This is a genomic window from Paenibacillus mesotrionivorans, from assembly GCF_046098205.1.
Lineage (GTDB): Bacteria > Bacillota > Bacilli > Paenibacillales > NBRC-103111 > Paenibacillus_AR > Paenibacillus_AR mesotrionivorans.
The window spans coordinates 350,717-368,074 of record NZ_JBJURJ010000003.1; the positions used below are offsets into that span (position 1 = coordinate 350,717).

16 protein-coding genes and 2 riboswitches are annotated in these 17,358 nt (G+C 54.6%); of the genes, 8 read left to right on the forward strand and 8 right to left on the reverse strand.

Annotation, left to right across the window (positions count from 1 at the left end):
• Nucleotides 1-106 precede the first annotated feature (106 nt).
• From ACI1P1_RS06075 to ACI1P1_RS06105, 7 genes are all read left to right on the forward strand, one after another.
• Nucleotides 107-1,825: a glycoside hydrolase family 2 protein gene (locus ACI1P1_RS06075; RefSeq protein ID WP_416215480.1), complete on the forward strand. Its 1,719-nt coding sequence runs from the start codon at nt 107-109 to the stop codon at nt 1,823-1,825.
• A 104-nt stretch (nt 1,826-1,929) separates the two neighbouring features.
• On the forward strand, nt 1,930-2,157 hold the full coding sequence (locus tag ACI1P1_RS06080; protein WP_416215481.1) for a hypothetical protein: 228 nt from the start codon (nt 1,930-1,932) through the stop codon (nt 2,155-2,157).
• A 210-nt stretch (nt 2,158-2,367) separates the two neighbouring features.
• Nucleotides 2,368-2,411: riboswitch (PreQ1 riboswitch) on the forward strand.
• Nucleotides 2,412-2,512: 101 nt separating this feature from the next.
• On the forward strand, nt 2,513-3,175 hold the full coding sequence (gene queC / locus ACI1P1_RS06085; protein WP_416215482.1) for a 7-cyano-7-deazaguanine synthase QueC: 663 nt from the start codon (nt 2,513-2,515) through the stop codon (nt 3,173-3,175).
• On the forward strand, nt 3,172-3,681 hold the full coding sequence (locus ACI1P1_RS06090) for a 6-pyruvoyl trahydropterin synthase family protein (protein WP_416215483.1): 510 nt from the start codon (nt 3,172-3,174) through the stop codon (nt 3,679-3,681). The genes queC and ACI1P1_RS06090 overlap by 4 nt, the downstream gene beginning before the upstream one ends.
• Nucleotides 3,674-4,486: a 7-carboxy-7-deazaguanine synthase QueE gene (gene queE, locus ACI1P1_RS06095; RefSeq protein ID WP_416215484.1), complete on the forward strand. Its 813-nt coding sequence runs from the start codon at nt 3,674-3,676 to the stop codon at nt 4,484-4,486. Before ACI1P1_RS06090 ends, queE begins: the two co-directional genes overlap by 8 nt.
• A 23-nt stretch (nt 4,487-4,509) precedes the next feature.
• Nucleotides 4,510-5,007 carry a preQ(1) synthase gene (queF, locus tag ACI1P1_RS06100; protein ID WP_416215485.1) on the forward strand — a complete coding sequence of 166 codons (498 nt, stop codon included), beginning with the start codon at nt 4,510-4,512 and terminating at the stop codon, nt 5,005-5,007.
• The gene (locus ACI1P1_RS06105) at nt 5,007-6,257 is read left to right on the forward strand and encodes a DUF445 domain-containing protein (RefSeq protein ID WP_416215486.1); all 1,251 of its coding nucleotides are present in this window, start codon (nt 5,007-5,009) and stop codon (nt 6,255-6,257) included. Before queF ends, ACI1P1_RS06105 begins: the two co-directional genes overlap by 1 nt.
• A gap of 375 nt (nt 6,258-6,632) precedes the next feature.
• Here the strand turns inward: ACI1P1_RS06105 and ACI1P1_RS06110 are convergent, their stop codons facing one another.
• From ACI1P1_RS06110 to ACI1P1_RS06145, 8 genes are all read right to left on the reverse strand, one after another.
• Entirely contained in the window at nt 6,633-8,450 is a 1,818-nt protein-coding gene (locus tag ACI1P1_RS06110) for an APC family permease (protein ID WP_416215487.1), read from the reverse strand.
• A gap of 204 nt (nt 8,451-8,654) precedes the next feature.
• A riboswitch (cyclic di-AMP (ydaO/yuaA leader) is annotated at nt 8,655-8,839 on the reverse strand.
• A 178-nt stretch (nt 8,840-9,017) separates the two neighbouring features.
• Nucleotides 9,018-9,302, reverse strand: a complete 285-nt coding sequence (locus ACI1P1_RS06115; protein WP_416215488.1) for an STAS domain-containing protein — start codon at nt 9,300-9,302, stop codon at nt 9,018-9,020.
• Nucleotide 9,303: 1 nt separating this feature from the next.
• Nucleotides 9,304-11,313, reverse strand: a complete 2,010-nt coding sequence (locus tag ACI1P1_RS06120; RefSeq protein WP_416215490.1) for a methyl-accepting chemotaxis protein — start codon at nt 11,311-11,313, stop codon at nt 9,304-9,306.
• Between the two features lie 39 nt (nt 11,314-11,352).
• Entirely contained in the window at nt 11,353-11,751 is a 399-nt protein-coding gene (locus tag ACI1P1_RS06125; protein ID WP_416215491.1) for an ATP-binding protein, read from the reverse strand.
• 16 nt (nt 11,752-11,767) lie between these two features.
• Nucleotides 11,768-13,216 (reverse strand): SpoIIE family protein phosphatase, encoded by a 1,449-nt coding sequence (locus tag ACI1P1_RS06130; RefSeq protein WP_416215492.1) that lies wholly within the window; start codon nt 13,214-13,216, stop codon nt 11,768-11,770.
• Nucleotides 13,217-13,386: 170 nt separating this feature from the next.
• On the reverse strand, nt 13,387-14,406 hold the full coding sequence (locus ACI1P1_RS06135) for a Gfo/Idh/MocA family protein (RefSeq protein ID WP_416215493.1): 1,020 nt from the start codon (nt 14,404-14,406) through the stop codon (nt 13,387-13,389).
• A 1-nt stretch (nt 14,407) separates the two neighbouring features.
• A complete protein-coding gene (locus ACI1P1_RS06140) occupies nt 14,408-15,172 on the reverse strand; it encodes a sugar phosphate isomerase/epimerase family protein (RefSeq protein ID WP_416215494.1) in 765 nt (254 codons plus the stop codon).
• A 17-nt stretch (nt 15,173-15,189) separates the two neighbouring features.
• Nucleotides 15,190-16,356, reverse strand: a complete 1,167-nt coding sequence (locus tag ACI1P1_RS06145) for a Gfo/Idh/MocA family protein (protein WP_416215495.1) — start codon at nt 16,354-16,356, stop codon at nt 15,190-15,192.
• A gap of 136 nt (nt 16,357-16,492) precedes the next feature.
• On the opposite strand from ACI1P1_RS06145, the gene ACI1P1_RS06150 reads away from it, so the two are divergent.
• On the forward strand, nt 16,493-17,347 hold the full coding sequence (locus ACI1P1_RS06150) for a helix-turn-helix domain-containing protein (RefSeq protein WP_416215496.1): 855 nt from the start codon (nt 16,493-16,495) through the stop codon (nt 17,345-17,347).
• The last annotated feature ends 11 nt before the right edge of the window (nt 17,348-17,358 follow it).

The following is a 17,358-nucleotide window of genomic DNA, read 5'->3' on the forward strand; positions in this document are numbered from 1 at the left end:
TACATGTACACTATCCCAATTGTACATGATCTCTGTCCCTTTTTTACATGTAGAATCAAAGAACCGGGTGATATGCTTTCTATAGAAAACAAAGGAGGCAAAATCAATGAATCGCGCATTTATGGATCATGCCGTACGGCAGTGCAGAAATTTGGACGGACTGTGGGATTTCGCCACAGATCCGGAGGATATCGGGCTTTCGCAAGATTGGCAAAAGCAGTTTCCGGACGACCACGGACAGATGTATGTACCTGCCTGTTGGAACAATGAGCTGGGACTGTACGATTACCGGGGCGCTGCCTGGTACCGCACTCAAGTGAACCTTTTGGAGGAACAAAATCTGCAGATAACCTTCCACGCTGTGCAGGGATTTGCCGAGGTATTTTGGGATGGGGAGCAGGTGGCAAGTCACTTCGGAGGGTTTACGCCCTTCTCCTTTATCGTGCCCCATGCTGTCCCCGGTGTACATGAGCTGGTAGTCCGCACCGATAACCGGCTGGGTGAGGATACGATCCCTTATCATGTGGTGGACTGGTTCCATTACGGCGGCATTATCCGCCCAGTGGAGGTGCAGGTACTGCCTGATGTATTTATTGAAGAGTTAAAGATGGACTATAGCCAAGGGGAAGGCGGACAGCTGGAAACCTCCTGCAGGGTAACACTGCGTTCCTTGGGGGTGACGGCGCTGGTGCCGGTGTCCTTGACTCTGGAGGAGGAGACCATCGGCAGTCAAACGGTGGAGGTGCCTGCCAACGGCTCGGTCAGTCTGAGCTTCTCCCATACGGTGAAAAACCCCCGACTGTGGGACGTGGGCAAGCCGGAGCTGTATCTGATCCGTGCCGCAACACCAGAGGATGATCTGGCAGACCGCATCGGCTTCCGGTTCATCCGGGCGGCGGAGGGCAAAATTTATTTGAACGATAAGGAAGTTAGCTTCCAGGGAGTCAACCGCCATGAGGAGCATCCCGAATGGGGCTTCGCCTTCCCTCCCAAGCTGATGATGAAGGAAATCGGCATCCTGAAGGACCTGGGCTGCAATTCCGTCCGGGGCAGCCACTATCCCCAATCTCCTTACTGGATTGATCTCTTGGATGAAAACGGGCTGCTTTACTGGAGCGAAATTCCCATCTGGGGGGCGCTGCTGCCGGTGCCGGTGATCGGCAATCCGGTGGTGGAGGAACGGGCCAAAACCATGATCACCGAAATGATCCAACGGGATTTCCATCATCCGTGCATCCTGTTCTGGTCCGTCCACAACGAAATCGACACCCGCAGCCAGGAAGCCTATCATTTAAGCCGGTCCTTGTCCGGTCTCGTCCGGGAGCTGGACACAAGCCGTCTGGTGGCGTATGCCACGATGCATCCGCTGGATGATATTGTGATGGGCTTCTTTGATGTTATCGGCATCAATTATTATCACGGCTGGTATAACGGCAAGGTGGAGCAGTTCGAGGATATGCTGCAGGGTTTCCACAAACAAGCCGCCTCCTTGGGCTGCGCCGACAAACCGGTGCTGATGACGGAATTCGGGGGAGCGGGCATTCACGGGGATACCGGCTGGGAGCCGCGGCTGTTCAGCGAGGATTACCAGGCGGAGATTCTGGCAACGGCCCTGCGTATTTTCCGGACAGACCCCAAAATAAGCGGCACCTTCATCTGGCAGTTCGCGGACATCCGGGGTGACCTGCGCAGTGAACGCGGCTTCTTCCGGGACCGGGCCAGAAGCTTCAATAATAAGGGGCTTCTGAACGAATACCGCAAGCCCAAGCTGGCTTACCGAGTGGTGCGGGATATTTACCGGGCGGACCGGTATCCGCTGTCCTGACCGAAGGAGCGAATGTAAATCCCGGGCAAGGAAATGATACACCGCCATAAAAAGCTATGCTATAATCGCTTCAGAGGCTTGTACGACCATGGAGCGTGATGAATGTGGAAGAACTGATGAAGCAGATCCTGCTTGAGATGCAGCAGCTTAAAGCTGAGGTGCAGGGAGTCAAATCCGAGGTGCAGGAAGTCAAATCCGAGGTGCGGATGTTAAGTGCCAAGGTGGACCGGATCGAGACGAAGCTGGATGCCACTTTTGGAAAAGTAAGATATGTGAACCGCCGGATTGCTGATGTGGAGCTGGAGTTTTACGGCCAGAAGGATCAGCAGTAAATTCTTATATAGAGTAGACCATTATCCTTTGCGGGAGATGGTCTATTTTTTGTTATGGCTGTAACTTCCCGTATTTGGATGAAGGACTCTTTTTGTTGATTACCGCTCCACTGTGGTATAATGAAATATCTGGCCCGTCTATACTTGAACGGCCGGGTTACAATTGAATAGCAAATCTGCACCGCTAAGTATGCGTATAGCGCTTAAGCTGCAGGAGAGGTTCGCGAACTCCCTCTAAAAAAAACTACAGACACCTTCGGGCCGGCTTTTTCGCCGCGTACCCTGAGGCTTGTTTTTTGCGGATATCCGGTCCTCTCGTTTTTCCAACATTATTTGGAGAAGGAGAGATTTTTTTATGCTTAAAAATGAAAAGGCCTTTGTTGTTTTCAGCGGCGGTCAGGACAGCACCACCTGCTTGTTCTGGGCCAAGTCCATGTTTGCCGAGGTGGAGGCCGTCACCTTCGATTATGGCCAGCGCCATAAGGCGGAGATCCAGTGCGCTACAGAGATTGCCAAGGAGCTGGGCATCCGCCAGACCATCCTGGATATGTCTCTGCTGAACCAGCTGGCTCCCAATGCGCTGACCCGCCAGGATATCGACATTGACCAGAAGGAAGGCGAGCTGCCTACCACCTTCGTGGATGGACGAAACCTGCTGTTCCTCAGCTTCGCCGCCATCGCTGCCAAACAGGCCGGCGCCCGGCATCTGGTCACCGGCGTATGCGAAACGGACTTCAGCGGATATCCCGATTGCCGGGATTCCTTCATTAAGTCACTGAATGTGACCTTGAATCTGTCCATGGACTACCCCTTCGTGATCCATACGCCCCTGATGTGGCTGGACAAGGCCGAAACCTGGCGTCTTGCAGATGAACTGGGAGCCTTCCAATTTGTCCGCGAAAAAACACTCACCTGCTACAACGGCATCCCCGGGGACGGCTGCGGGGAATGTCCCGCCTGCAAGCTGCGCCGCGCGGGGCTGGAGAAGTATCTGCAGGAAAAAGGAGGCACACAATGACCCACAACAATCATACCTGCGGTCCGGGAGCCTTTGCCATTCCGGAGCGTGTCCAACGCCTGGGCGAGGATATCCGCCGGGACCAGCTGCAATATCACCAGCGCCGGGTCATGGTGGTGAAGGAGTTCACCTTTGATGCCGCCCATCACCTTCACGCTTACGAGGGCAAGTGCATGAACCTGCACGGCCATACCTACAGGGCTGTGTTCGGGATTAGCGCGATTCCCGGAGAGACGGGGCTGGCGATGGATTTTGGGGATATTAAGGATATCTGGAAAAGCTCCATCGAAGGTTGGCTGGACCACCGTTATCTGAACGAAAGCCTGCCTCCCATGAACACCACTGCCGAAAATATGGTGGTTTGGCTGTTCAATAAGATGGAGGAGGCCCTGCACTCGGAGCCCTACCGCGGGCAAATCCGGGAGGGACGGACGGAATTCGTCCGCCTGTTCGAAACCCCTACCAGCTATGCCGAGGCCAGACGGGAGTGGATGGTGGATGAGTAGCATTTACATGGAGACCACCAACACCGGAGCCACAGCCAAAGCAGCTATCCCGGTTCTGGAGATTTTCGGTCCGACGGTGCAAGGTGAGGGGATGTCCATCGGTCGGCGCACTATGTTCGTGCGGACGGCTGGCTGCGACTACCGCTGCTCCTGGTGCGACTCGGCCTTCACCTGGGACGGCAGCGCCCGGGAGGAGCTTAAGAAGCTTAGTGCGGAGAATGTCTGGACGGAGCTTACAGCCCTGGCAGAGGGCGGCTTCGACCATGTAACCCTGTCCGGGGGCAATCCCCTGCTTCTGCCGCAGTTGGGCAGTCTGGTGGAGCTTCTGCGGGCCAAGGACATCCGCATCGCGGTGGAAACACAAGGCTCCGTCTGGCAGGATTGGGTCCTGCTGACGGATGAGGTGACCCTTTCGCCCAAACCCCCCAGCTCCGGCATGAACACGGATCTGGCGCAGCTGGACAACTGGGTGTCCCGGCTTAAAGAGGGCCGTCCGCCAGTCAACGCGGGATCAAATGCCAACCCCCCCCGCACGGGACCGGCCTACACACTGAAAATTGTGATTTTTAACCGGGAGGACTTGGACTATGCCGCCAGGCTGCATGCCCGGTACCCGGAGGTTCCCCTGATCCTGCAAACCGGCAATCCCGAACCCGTCGGCGGCGAAACGGGAGATACCGCTCTGCGGCTTTTGGCAGCCTATGAGAACCTGTTGGGTCTCGTCATGGAACGCAAGGAATTGAAGGACGTGCGAGTGCTTCCGCAGCTGCACGCTCTGGTTTGGGGCAACAAACGCGGGGTATAGCTTTACACAAGGAGGATCATACAATGGCAGGAAGACAATCGGATGAACTGCAGGATTTGACTCTGCTCGGCAATCAGGGGACCCGTTACCCCCAAGACTACGATCCCTCCGTATTGGAGAGCTTCGATAATAAACATCCCAACCGGGATTACTTCGTGAAATTCAACTGTCCCGAATTCACCAGTTTGTGCCCCATCACCGGTCAGCCGGACTTCGCCACCATCTACATCAGCTACATTCCCGATATCAAAATGGTGGAAAGCAAGTCGCTGAAGCTGTATCTGTTCAGCTTCCGCAACCACGGGGATTTTCACGAGGACTGCATGAACATCATCATGAACGATTTGATTGCCCTTATGCAGCCGAGGTATATTGAGGTATGGGGCAAATTTACGCCGCGCGGCGGCATTTCCATCGATCCTTATTGCAACTATGGCAAACCCGGCACTCCCTTCGAGGAAATGGCCCGCCACCGGCTGATGAATCATGATCTGTACCCCGAAAAGGTGGACAACCGATAATGGAATCCAAAACACGCAGGATTGCCGGCATATCCTTATTTGTGATGGGAGCCGGCTTTGTGGCTATGCTCCCGTTTCAGGAATATGCCGCTGCCCGGCTTCTGGCAGGGGCTTTTGAGGCAGGGCTGGTGGGCGGCCTGGCCGACTGGTTTGCAGTAACAGCCCTGTTCCGACATCCGCTGGGCATCCCCATTCCGCACACGGCCTTGCTGCCCCGGAACCGGGAGAAGATGACCCAGGCACTGGTCACCATCGTGCAGAATAATCTGCTCAATAAAGAAAGCCTGGTGGACAAGCTCCGGGAGCTGGAGGTGGCGGAGCGCCTGATGGGCGCAGCCCGGAAGGGACTTTCCTCCCCCCGCTTCAAGGACACCGCCAAAGCCTGGGTGCTCTCCCTGCTGTCACGCCCTTTGGACAAGGCATGGGGCGCTGCACTGCCCCAGCTTTCCCGCTTCGTCCGGTCCCGGGATTGGGCCGACGGACTCCTCTCGGTGGCCGGAGGCGAACCTGCCGTACGGCAGGCAACTGAGAAGCTGCTGGACCTGGCCGTGGACAAAGGAACCCACTGGGTGGTTACCGATGACGCCCGGCGGATGATGGGGAAGCTGGCCATCACCGCCATCGGCGGCCTCAAGATGAACGGCCTGATGCAATTTGCCGTGAATGCGGCGTTGAATTATTTTGACGAAGACCAGATCGGCAGCGCTATTCAGCTTGCTCTGGTCACCAAGCTCCGGGAGATTAGCCTGGAGGGCCATCCTACGAGGGAATCCATTCTGGCCTACCTGAAGAAGGAATGGGATGTCCATGTGCAGTCGCCGGACAACCGGGACAAGTGGAATGCCAAGCTTCAGGAGCTGCTCGGCAGCTGGGTGGAAAGCGACAAACCGCTTGCTCTTCTGGAGGAGCTGCGGGCCAAGCTGCATGATCAGGTGGAAAACGGCGGGCTGCTGGAGAAGCGGGTGTTCCCCTTTGTGGAAGACACCGCGGAGAAGCTCAGCCGCAACGATCGCCTGTTGGGCAACGTGAACAGCTTTCTGCAGGACACGACAGTCCGGTTCCTGGAAGCTAATCATTCCCGCATCGGCGGCCTGGTTCGCGAGAACATCGAGAAGATGGACAATGACACTCTGATTGCTCTCGTGGAGGACAAGGCCGGCAAGGATTTGCAGTGGATCCGGGTAAACGGCGCCGTCTGCGGCTTTTTCCTGGGGCTGGTGTTCACCACCGTGCGGATGCTGCTGGCGTAGGGCAGGAGTTACTCTTGTTGTCCTGCTGCTCAGGAGGCTTATATGGTTGGCCTGCCAACAGCCGTGATAGCGGACCACAAATGTCTGCTAATCGGAGATTTTTCATATTTTGGCTTCAATAGCAGATATAAAATGTCTGCTATTTTTGTTTTCAGATCCCTTTTTGAACAACATCAGGCCATTAGCAGACATTTGATGTCGCTATTTCCAAAAAAATAACCACCTCAGCGTAATAGCAGACATTTTCTGCCGCTTACATGTCCCCTCTCTCCGCCGGGCAGCTGGGTTTACTGCTCATCGCACCAACACAAAAAGACCATTCCATAAGTTGCCCCGAGGCAGCTCACAAAATGGTCTCCCTTGCCATTAGATTCTTTACTTGTTCAAGTGGTACGGCACGGTGGAGATGGTGACATCCTTATATTTGAACAGGTAATAACGAATCAGCAGGCTGGTTTGATTATGCAGGATATTCTGCCACCAGTGTTTAGGAATAAACTGCGGGATCAAGATGGTGATGTGCCCCGTCTCCGAGTTTTTCCATTCCACCGTTTCGATGAATTTCACCAGGGGTTTTATGATGCTTCTATAGCGGGAACGCAGCACGATAAGACGCACGCCGCAATCCCATTCCTCCCACTTCTTTTCCATCTTCTCGATATCCTCATCGTCAAAGCCAATGTATACCGCTATCACATTGTCAGTCATGGACTTGGCATAGCTGATGGTATTCATGACCACCCGTGTAATGCCCGCCACCGGAATGACAATTGTGTTGCCCTTGGCTTCCGGCTTGTCGGTAGCCAGATCAATCCGCAGCTCATCCGCAACTGCCATGTAGTGGCGGTGAATCTGCTGGAACATAACGTACACCACCGGCAGGAAGATAAACACCATCCACACCTGGCTGAACTTGGTGAACAAGAAAATCAGTGTTATCGACAGTGTGGTCACCATGCCGACTCCGTTAACCAAGAACCGGATTAGCCAGCCCTGAGGCTTTAACCGGTACCATCTGCGCATCATTCCCAGCTGCGAAAGCGTAAAGGGAATGAACACCCCGATAGCGTAGAGGGGGATCAGGTTCTCCGTGTACCCGTTGGAAACAATGGCAAGAACCCCTGCCAGGAGGCCCAGCACGATAATGCCGTTGGAGAAACCCAGCCGGTCGCCGCGGATCATAAAAGCGTGAGGCATGAACTTATCCTTGGCCAGCATAAAAGCCAGCAGCGGAAACGCAGCATAAGCGGTATTGGCTGCCAGGAACAGGATCAGGGCAGTGGTGCCCTGAATGAAGAAGTAGATCGGTCCCCGTCCGAATGCCGCTTCGGCAATCTGTGAAACCACCGTGACATCCTTCATGGGAGAGATGCCGTAGAAATAAGCCAGCAAGCTGATCCCCAGGAACATGGAGCCGAGGATAATCCCCATCAGCGCCAGTGTGGACGCCGCATTCTTCTCGGAAGGAGCCTTGAAGCTGGGGATGGCATTGGATACTGCCTCTACCCCGGTAAGGGCCGAGCAGCCGGAGCTGAAGGCCTTCAGCAGCAGGAACAGGGAGATGCCGGAAACATCCAGACCAAACTCCGCAGGAGTGGCCTGCACATCCCCTGTAGCCACCCGGAAGAGGCCTACAATAATCATCAGGAAAATACCCGCAACAAACAGGTACACGGGGTAGGCTAACACCTGGGCGGACTCCGTAATGCCGCGCAGGTTCATAATCGTAAGGAATAATATCATCACCAACGCAATTTCAATCCGGTACGGATGCAGATTCGGGAACGCCGAGGTCACCGCATCGGTAGCCGCAGAGGTGCTTACCGCCACCGTCAGGATATAGTCCACCAGAAGCGATCCGCCTGCTACCAGGCCGGTCCGGACGCCCAGGTTATCCTTGGCCACAATATAAGCGCCGCCGCCGGTGGGATAAGAGAATATGGTCTGCCGGTAGGACAGCACCAGTATCGTAAGCAGAGCCAGTACCGCAATGGATATCGGGATGGAATACCATAAGGCCGCAAAGCCCAGCGTAATCAGCACGATCAGTATTTGCTCCGTACCGTACGCTACCGAAGATAAGGCATCCGAGGACAGGATAGCCAGTGCCTTCAGCTTGCTGAGCTTTTCGTCTCCCAGCTCATGGGATTTCATAGGTCTGCCGATCAAAAACCGTTTTAAGCGCAATAACATCGTTTTTCCCCGCCTGTGCTGTTTAATAGGTATCAATAAGCTGTTTGTAAACGGGAAATCAGGAAGTGAACCATTCATCTTGGTTAGAATTTGTTCTACCGCCGCATCATATCCTCTTCCGCTGTCCAAAGTTCCTTCCATTTTCAGACAGCAAAAAAACACCACGAAGAGCCGTTCTCCGTAGTGCCGACGCACCAAGAGCCCCCTTCCCCTTATCAACGCTTGCGAGGTTAGCTGCCGGATTCGGACGGCAAGAGTCGCCCTACCCGTACGTCTGGACAAGCCCGCACAGGATTCACCCCGTTGTTCCCGTCAGGCCGTTAAGCCCTCATAAGAACAGTTGGTTCCCCCGTATCCCGCCAGCCGCGGGACTTCAGCGATACACCAGGAACATCCATTTGTGATTCCTCAGTTACAGAACGTATGTTACTCGTTTCGGCCTTCCTTGTAAAGGTTCGGATTCAAAGGGAAAGGGGCCAGATTTCGCTTACCGGTGTGGTTGGAAGCGATTTCTGTCCCCTAATTCAGCCATTCTCTTCATTGTTCTGGCTGTATCTCCGTTTATCGTTAAGGAAGAATTTCGAATACGTTGTTCAGACGGGTCAGTTGAAACACCTTCAGCACATTCGGCGCCAAAGCCTGCAGTCTGATCTTGCCGCCGGCCTCTACGCACTTCTTGTAGGCACTGACAATTACCCCTAACCCCGTACTGTCAATAAACCGGCAATCGCTGAAATCCAGAAGAAAATGTGTTGTCCCGTTGCTCACATATTCCCGCATACTCTCTCTGAACAGGGACGCTTCCTCAATGGAGAAGGTGGGAGGAATACGTATGACCTTTTCCTGCTGCATGTTAGTCACCTCTTAATTTGATATTCTCAACCATACCCTCCAGCTCATTGGCCATCGCACTGATCTCTTGCGCGGACGAAGCAAGGTTGCTGACCGTGGAGGACTGCTCTTCGATGGCGCTGGACACACTTTCGCTATTGGACGCGGTTTGCTCGGATATGCTTCCCATGGAATCAATAAGGCCGATAATCTGGTCGGAGGTGGCCACCTCGTCCCGGGTAATCTCTTCAATTTCCTTCACATTATGGGTGATCACCTGAACAGTGTCAATAATATGCATGAAGGCCCGGTCCGTTTCCTGGACAATGTCCACGCCTTGGGTAACCGCGGAGGAGGCTCCCTTCATAGCACCCACGGCTTTGCCGATCTGATCCACCATCCGTTCCACCAGCTCCGATATTTCATTGGCCCGTTTGTTGGATTCCTCGGACAGCTTGCGGACCTCTCCGGCCACCACTGCAAAGCCTCTGCCGTTTTCCCCGGCACGGGCGGCTTCGATCGCGGCATTAAGCGCAAGCAGATTGGTCTGCTGGGCGATGGCGTTAATTACAGCCACAATTTCCGTCACGGTGGCGGATTGGGTATTCAGGGAGGCCAGAATGGCTTCGGTTTCGCCGGTGCTAATGCTGATGGTCTCCATGGCTTTCACCGTTTCCTGGACGCGTACGCGGCCGTCCTGGGCGGCTTTGTCGGAGATGTCCGCATTTTCGCTGGCAGTAGAGGCTTTGTTCAGGGCCAGCTGCACCAGACTGGACAGCTGCACCAGCACCTGCGACGCATTAACAACAGAATCGTTATTGTTCTCCGCCCCTGCTGCAATCTCCTGCATGTTGGCGCTGATCTCCTCGATGGAGGCGTTGATTTCCTCCGAGGAGGCGGCCATTTCCTGGGACATATTCATCAGCAATTCGGAGCCATCGCGGATTTTGCGGATCATCAGATCCTGCTTGTGGATCATCAGGTTGAAGGATTCGCTCAGCTCCTGGAACTCATCCTTGGAGCGGATGGACGTATGGGCCGTCAGATCCCCGTCCCCTGCCTGCGCCATAGCCTTCTGGAGCTTCCGGATTGGCCGGATGACACCCATTTCGCTCATGAGATACCCGAGAAGCAGAGCGGCCAGGATACACACCAGGGTAATGACGATGGTATCGTTGCGGATGCTGAAGGCAGGCGCCATGTAGTCGTCGTAATTGGCCGTAGTGGCGACAATCCAATTGCCGGCTGGCTGGAATACAACATATTTATAAATGCCTTCAAAGGTGTAAAATCCGGCTTTTTTCTTGCCGGCCAGGACATCCTTCACCAGATTATTCAGCTCGGGAAAACCATTGTCAGCAGCATTCTCCTTCAGCACCTTGTCTTTGATGGGATGGGACACCAAAAGACCGGTTTTATCCACCATGTAGGCGTACCCGCTTTCACCGATTTTGACGTCGGCTACGGCTCCCGTAAGGGCCGGGAAGGAAACGGTGGCCAGAAGCACACCAGAGGTTTTCCCTCCGCTGGACAACGGCAGGGCGATGACAACGACAGGCTGGTTGCTGTCCTTGGAAATCAGCACCTCGCTGGTGACTGCAGTGCCGCCCAGAGCCTGCTTGAAATAATCACGGTCAGACACATTCAAATCCGGCGCTGCCGAGGAACTGGTTACAATGGCCTTGCCTTGTGCATCCGCAACAGCCAGCAGCTCGGTGAGTCCGCCGTTGTCCTTGTGCACGTTGACCAGATATTGATACGCCTCTGTCTTCAGCGGGGCATCCGCGGGCTTCAGAGGCAATTGGGACAGCGCCGTATTGCGCGCGGCAATCTGGAGGCTTTGGTGGACCTGCGTCAGCCTGCCCTCCACCTCCTTGGAGGTGGAAGCGGTAGTGGCCGCCAGCTGCTCCTCTATCGTGGACTGGAGGGCATCAGACGACAGGTTATAGGACAGGGTACCGGACAAGACCAGCGGGATACAGATCAGCAGGAACAAGAGCGTACTTATTTTGACACGTAAACTCAACTTCATTTCGTTCTCCTCCATCTCCACGGGACATTCAAATTGGGTCTATTGGCATTCCAGGATTTTCACAATGTTAATCGTATTGTCCACCATCTCCACATGATCGGAGAAACTGCGGATCAGATACAAACCTCTGCCTCCTTCATCCAATAGCCGGCTTTCGTCAATATCCAGCGGAATGTCCCGGTAACCCGACTTTCCCCCCGTGTCCTCCACCTGCAGATTCAGATGGGAGCCGTCCAAGGAATAGCGGATATAGATGGGTTTGGTGCAATCCTCGCTGTTTCCGTGAAAATAAGCGTTGGTCACGGCTTCGGCCAGAATCAGCTTCACATCAAAGGCCACCTGCTCCACTTCGGGACCCAGGTCACGGATAATCCCGTCGATCAGGCCCTGATGGTGATCCAAACCGAATAAAACCACTTCTTTTACACAAACTTCCATCCGTATCTCCCTGCCTTCACCTGATTGTCAACTCCAGCCATGTGCAGTCATCCTGCAGGATGGAGTCCTGTGTCGAGCGCTTCAGCGCTTCATATTCCCAATACGCAGTCTCCCCGCCTTCAAGCAGCTCCAAACCGTCCGTGTAAAAACAAAACCGGTCACCGGAGGAAAAGGGAATCTGTACAGAATCAAATCTGCTGTTCTCAAACATTCCGACGGGGGCACCCTTCACCTGCAGCCTGGTCCATTGCCCGTCCGCCCTGCAGTGGTCAAATTCGTTGATGCCCGCCGCCGCTGCAGTCAGCAGCCCTTCTTCAAAGTCAAGCAGGAAGCAGCAGACCGCTATATAGTCCTCGTCCAGATGCCGGACAATTTTGAGATTCAAATCCCGCAGGACCTCCTGGGGATGGGCATGCTCCTGCACGCTGTCGAAGAATAGCAGGCGCATGGCGGAGATATTCAACGCCGCCGTTAACCCCTTGCCGGTTACATCGCCGATGATGCCAATGACCTTGTCCGAACTGATCCGGTGAAAAAAATAAAAATCGCCGCTTAGGGTTCCGGCAGGGACATAGAGCTTCTGGAAGCCCGCCCGTTCCGGCAGGGGGAAATCCGCAGCCAGCCGGCGCTCCTGGAGCTGCACCGCACGCTTAATTTCCTTCTTGCTGTCGGTCACATCCCGCAGCAGCAGCTGGGTAGCGCTGACTCCGGCGAAGCTTACGGGAGCGCAGACAATGTCCAGATCGGCAGCCCGCCCGTCGTTCAGCACCGCCTTGATCTCCACCCGCATATTCTCTGTGGACTGGTCCAGATAGTTCAGAACTTTATTTTCCTTGCTTTTGAGAAACCCCCGATGAAAGAAGCTCTGCAGGCTGCAGCCTACCATCTGCTCCCGGTCCAGGCCAAACAGCACCTCCGATTGTTTATTGGCGAACAGCACCATGTCCTCCCGGAAGACAATAATCGCATCGGGACACAGCTCCACCAGATTCCGGTACCGCTCCTCGCTTTCCTTCAGAAGCAGGTCCGCCCGGACCCGTTCGGTGACGTCATGGACAACGGAATAGATGCAGTTGACTCCAAGCATGGTGATCATGCCGGTATGTATCTCCACGTACATGGTGGCGCCGTCGGCTCTTTTGTGACGGTCCATCAGGATCTGGTTAAGCTCCGTCCCTTCCTTCACTCTGTCCACGAAGGTTTTGTCCAGCGGGATGCCCGCCATCCGGGCTATACCGTCCTGGTCCTTAGCCTTCAAATCCTCAATGCTCAACGCCCGCAGCTCCGCCAGTCGGTACCCGTAGAAGTCCAAAGCGGCTTTGTTGGCGTCCACTATATTCCCGTTAGCGGGGTCGACCAGAAGCGTAACCAGATGGTTATTGTCGTAGATGCAGCCGTAATGCTCCATACAGGTTTGGGCTGAGGGATTGTTTTGCAGATTCTTGCATGAATGGTGGTTATTCATCGGGGGCCACACTTTCCCTGAATAGGTTATTTTAATCAGTATAACATATTTTTTATTTCATATGTCGTCCTAAATCGACATCCGATGACAGTGCTTTTTACTGGAAATAGTTCAAACAGCGGTCTACGGACAGCAAAAAACCGGCATTCGCATGCCGGTTTGTCCCGCGTTTAATAGGTATGGACGAACTCTCTGAAGCGGCTTCTGGAGGAGGCGTAAATGGCGTCCAGAAGTCCCATGGAGGCTGCCGCATCGCTTAATTCCGTATACTCCTTAACGCCTGTTTGTCTGCTCCTGTAGTACAATGCCACCAGCTTGGCATGGCCTTTGCCCCAGTAGGATTTGCCCAGCTCGGCCGCCGTATCGCTGGCCAGCACCTCCTCGGTGCCATCCCGGATCAAGAGCAGGCGGTTATCCGTGTAGCGCAGAAGCCCCTTCTCCATATGCATCTCCACAAAAAACGGGCTGTTGCCGGAATAACCGTTGGTGGCATAGAAGAAGCCCTTCTTCCCATCCTTGTAATACAGAGTGGCCTCCGCCGTATCCTCCACCTCAATCACATCCTGAAGCACCCGGGTATCGGTGGTTCCTTTGACCGATTCCACCTGGCCGCCCAGATGATAGAGCATATCCAGCATATGCACTGCCTGGTTGATCAGGAGCCCGCCGCCTTCGGTGGCCCACTTGCCGCGCCATTCCTCGGAGCGGTAATATTCCGGTGTCCGGTGCCAGGTGAGAATGCAGCGCAGACCCAGCATCCGGCCAAGCTCTCCTTTATCAATCCACTCCTTGGCCTTCTCCACGGAAGGGTTGAAGCGGTTCTGGAGGATGACACAGCAGGTGACACCTGCCTTCTCCACCGCACGGACGATGCCTGCAGCTTCCGCTGCATTCAGGGCCACCGGCTTTTCCAGGACGATGTGTTTGCCCGCCTCCGCGGCCCGGATGGCCATGGGCGCATGGAGATAATGGGGAAGGCAGATATGGACGGTGTCCACTTCGGGGTCTGCCAATACCTCATCCGCACTTGTAAAGCTCTTGCAGCCATATTGCCCTGCCAAAGCGGCACTCCGCTCCGGCACGATATCGCAGACGCCGTAGAGCCTGGCATCCGGCGCCTCCGCTATAGCTGCGGCATGCACCGGTCCGATGGCTCCGCAGCCAAGAATGACGGCATTCTTCGCATCCATGTTATGCGAAACCTTCCTTCTTCAGGTTGTTGTAGCTGATGGTCAGGCTGTCGAAGGCTTCGGTAGGACCGGCATCCCGTTCGATGAGGTACCACTTGACCTTGGCTTCCTCAGAGGCCTTGAAGATTTCCGGCCAGCTCAGGTTGCCCTCCATCACCTCGGACATAATCTGCTTGTCGTCGATAATCGCCAGATCCTTAAAGTGGATAGCATCCACCCGTCCGGCCAGCTTGCGGATCCATTGCACCGGATCTACGCCGCCGTATTGCAGCCAATAGGTATCCAGGGTGAACATGAAGGTTTCCGGATTGGTTTCCTCCACAAGAACATCCATACCAAATTTGCCGTTAAACTTTTGGAATTCAAAATGATGGTTATGGTAGCTGAACTTCAAGCCGTTTTTACCCAATTCATCGGCAATGGCGGAGAATTTCCGCGCGAAGGCGGGATACCCCTCCGCGCTGCGGAATTCGGTGGGCAGGCCGCCCAATCCGGCGATGCCGCAGCCCAAGGTATGGTGATCCTTAATCAGGGTGTCCAGCTCATCCACGAATTTGGAATAAGGCGTATGGGTAATCACAATCTTCAGGCCGTGGGAATCAGCGATGGCCTTCAGCTCCTCCGCCGGCAAGGCAACCTTGATGCCCGAGGCCTGGATGGTAGTGTAGCCGATCTCGCGGACTTTCTTCAGCGTCGCATCCAATTCCTCTGCGGTATTGGTGTAATCACGCAGGGTGTACATTTGGGCGCCCAAAATTTTGGTCATGGGGATCGTCTCCTTTATTAGTGGGTTCCGGCTACATCGGCCACGTTCTGAACAACATCAGGCTTGACGTATGTGGAGGTTTTGATTTTGTCCTGAAGCAGGTTATAGAACCCGTCATGGTCAAAATTCTCCAGATCCGCCCAGCTGTCAGTCCAGGCCGAATAGTGGATGCCGTTGGAGATGAGCAGGCCGAGAACTCCTTCTTCCCCGGGGGCCAGCAGCTTCTCGCCCTTCAGGATGGCGTTGGTGAAGTTCTTCATGATGCCCACATGCTGCTCCCCGCCATTGGTATCTGCAGGAACCTCGCACTTCCAGGCCTCAGGACGGCCGAAGGGAGCGGTGTTAGTCTTGTTAAATTCCCGTTCCGACACACGATTGCGGTGGAAAGTAATCACATTCTTCTCTACGACAATCTTGCCCATGTCGCCGGAGATTTCCAGGCGGTTGGTGCCCGGAGACTCCGCGGTAGAGGTAATATATACGCCGCTGGCGCCGTTTTCGAATTCCATGTAGGCGGTGACATCGTCCTCCACCTCAATATTGTAAAACTTGCCGAAGCCGCAGAAGGAACGCACCCGTTTGGGCATGCCGAGAATCCACTGGAACAGGTCCAGGTTATGCGGGTTCTGGTTAATCAGGGTGCCGCCGCCTTCCCCCTCCCAAGTGGAGCGCCAGGTGCCGGAATCGTGGTAGCATTGGGGACGGTACCAGTCGGTGATGATCCAGACGGCGCGTTTGATGCCGCCCAGTTCCCCGCTTTTCACCAGGTCCCGGACCTTCTGGTACACGGGGTTGGTGCGCTGGTTGTACATGATGCAGAACAGCTTGTCGGACTTTTGGGCAGCTTCGTTCATTTCCAGAACCTGCTTGGTATGCACACCCGCCGGCTTCTCCACCAGCACATGCAGCCCATGCTCGAAACCTTGGATAGCGAGAACCGGATGGTCGTAATGGGGCACCGCGATAAGCACCGCGTCGATCAGGCCGCTTTTGTACATGGACAGGGCGTCCTCGAATACAGGGACCTCCGGCAGCGTGTTCCGCGCCCATTCCCTTCTTTCCTCACTGATGTCGCATACGGCGCCGAGAACAAGATTGGGCACCCGCTTCTCCAAATGAATATGCTTGGTATGGGATGAGCCCATGTTGCCCAGGCCGATTACACCAATTCTGACTTTATCCATAAGCTGACGCTTCCTCCTTGGGATTAAAACGGTTTCAATTTTCCCTTTCACTGTACCATTTATGGGTTCCGCGATCTATACAATCCTTGTTTGATACTATGCAAATCTTGCGGTAATATGGGGAGGGGTGAAACATGTGAAAACAGAACACGGCAGAATCCGGTACGGGGCCGCAGACGGCTCCTTTTCGTTCCATCATACCCGTGACGAATCGCCCAATCCGGAGCATTTTAAGCTGCATTATGAAGTGGGCTATGAAATTTTCCTGTTCCTGGAGGGGAACGGAACCTATATTATTGAGGGCAACCGGTATGAATTGTCCCCCAATTCTCTTCTGATTATGAACTCCAATGAGCTTCACGTCTTGTCCATTTCGCCGGATCACCCGTATGAGCGCATTGTGCTGACGCTGAAGAAGGATTTTCTGCCTCCCTTTTTGTCACACGGGGTGGACTTCCTGCGTTCTATTAAATACCGGAAGCTGGGGCACGGCAACCTGATCCAGGGGGAGCTGGTGGTGAAAAACGGTCTGCTGGACTATTATCATAAGCTGCGGCGCTTGCTTGCCCGTCCCGGTCCGGAAGAGGAGTTTATGGCCAAATGTGTCATTGTGGAGCTCCTGGCCGCTATCAACAGCATCAAGGAAAAGGAGCTGCTGGATGCCCAGCTGCATAAGCCGGCCATGACCAAGGTAAGCGAGCTGCTGGAGTACATCAACGGGAATCTGAATGAAGCGCTGACCCTGGACGCCCTGGCAGAGCGGTTTTTCCTGACCAAGTATCATCTGTGCCATATTTTCAAGGAAGCCACCGGTTATTCCATTAACCAATATATCTCGTACAAGCGGATTCATATGGCGGATGCGCTGATGCTGGAGGGCTACACCCCTACCCAGGCCTGCTTTATGTCCGGCTTCAACAGCTACTCCAATTTCTATAAATCCTACCGCAAGCTCACCGGACGTTCGCCCCGGCATACCAAGGAGGAATGATTTTTTTTAGT

Coding starts and splice junctions, on each gene's coding strand:
- ACI1P1_RS06125 (WP_416215491.1), bottom strand. CDS start 11,751: ATGGAAGTTTGTGTAAAAGAAGTGGTTTTATTCGGTTTGGATCACCAT.
- ACI1P1_RS06090 (WP_416215483.1), top strand. CDS start 3,172: ATGACCCACAACAATCATACCTGCGGTCCGGGAGCCTTTGCCATTCCG.
- ACI1P1_RS06105 (WP_416215486.1), top strand. CDS start 5,007: ATGGAATCCAAAACACGCAGGATTGCCGGCATATCCTTATTTGTGATG.
- ACI1P1_RS06130 (WP_416215492.1), bottom strand. CDS start 13,216: ATGAATAACCACCATTCATGCAAGAATCTGCAAAACAATCCCTCAGCC.
- queC (WP_416215482.1), top strand. CDS start 2,513: ATGCTTAAAAATGAAAAGGCCTTTGTTGTTTTCAGCGGCGGTCAGGAC.
- ACI1P1_RS06120 (WP_416215490.1), bottom strand. CDS start 11,313: ATGAAGTTGAGTTTACGTGTCAAAATAAGTACGCTCTTGTTCCTGCTG.
- ACI1P1_RS06140 (WP_416215494.1), bottom strand. CDS start 15,172: ATGACCAAAATTTTGGGCGCCCAAATGTACACCCTGCGTGATTACACC.
- ACI1P1_RS06145 (WP_416215495.1), bottom strand. CDS start 16,356: ATGGATAAAGTCAGAATTGGTGTAATCGGCCTGGGCAACATGGGCTCA.
- ACI1P1_RS06075 (WP_416215480.1), top strand. CDS start 107: ATGAATCGCGCATTTATGGATCATGCCGTACGGCAGTGCAGAAATTTG.
- ACI1P1_RS06110 (WP_416215487.1), bottom strand. CDS start 8,450: ATGTTATTGCGCTTAAAACGGTTTTTGATCGGCAGACCTATGAAATCC.
- ACI1P1_RS06115 (WP_416215488.1), bottom strand. CDS start 9,302: ATGCAGCAGGAAAAGGTCATACGTATTCCTCCCACCTTCTCCATTGAG.
- queE (WP_416215484.1), top strand. CDS start 3,674: ATGAGTAGCATTTACATGGAGACCACCAACACCGGAGCCACAGCCAAA.
- queF (WP_416215485.1), top strand. CDS start 4,510: ATGGCAGGAAGACAATCGGATGAACTGCAGGATTTGACTCTGCTCGGC.
- ACI1P1_RS06135 (WP_416215493.1), bottom strand. CDS start 14,406: ATGGATGCGAAGAATGCCGTCATTCTTGGCTGCGGAGCCATCGGACCG.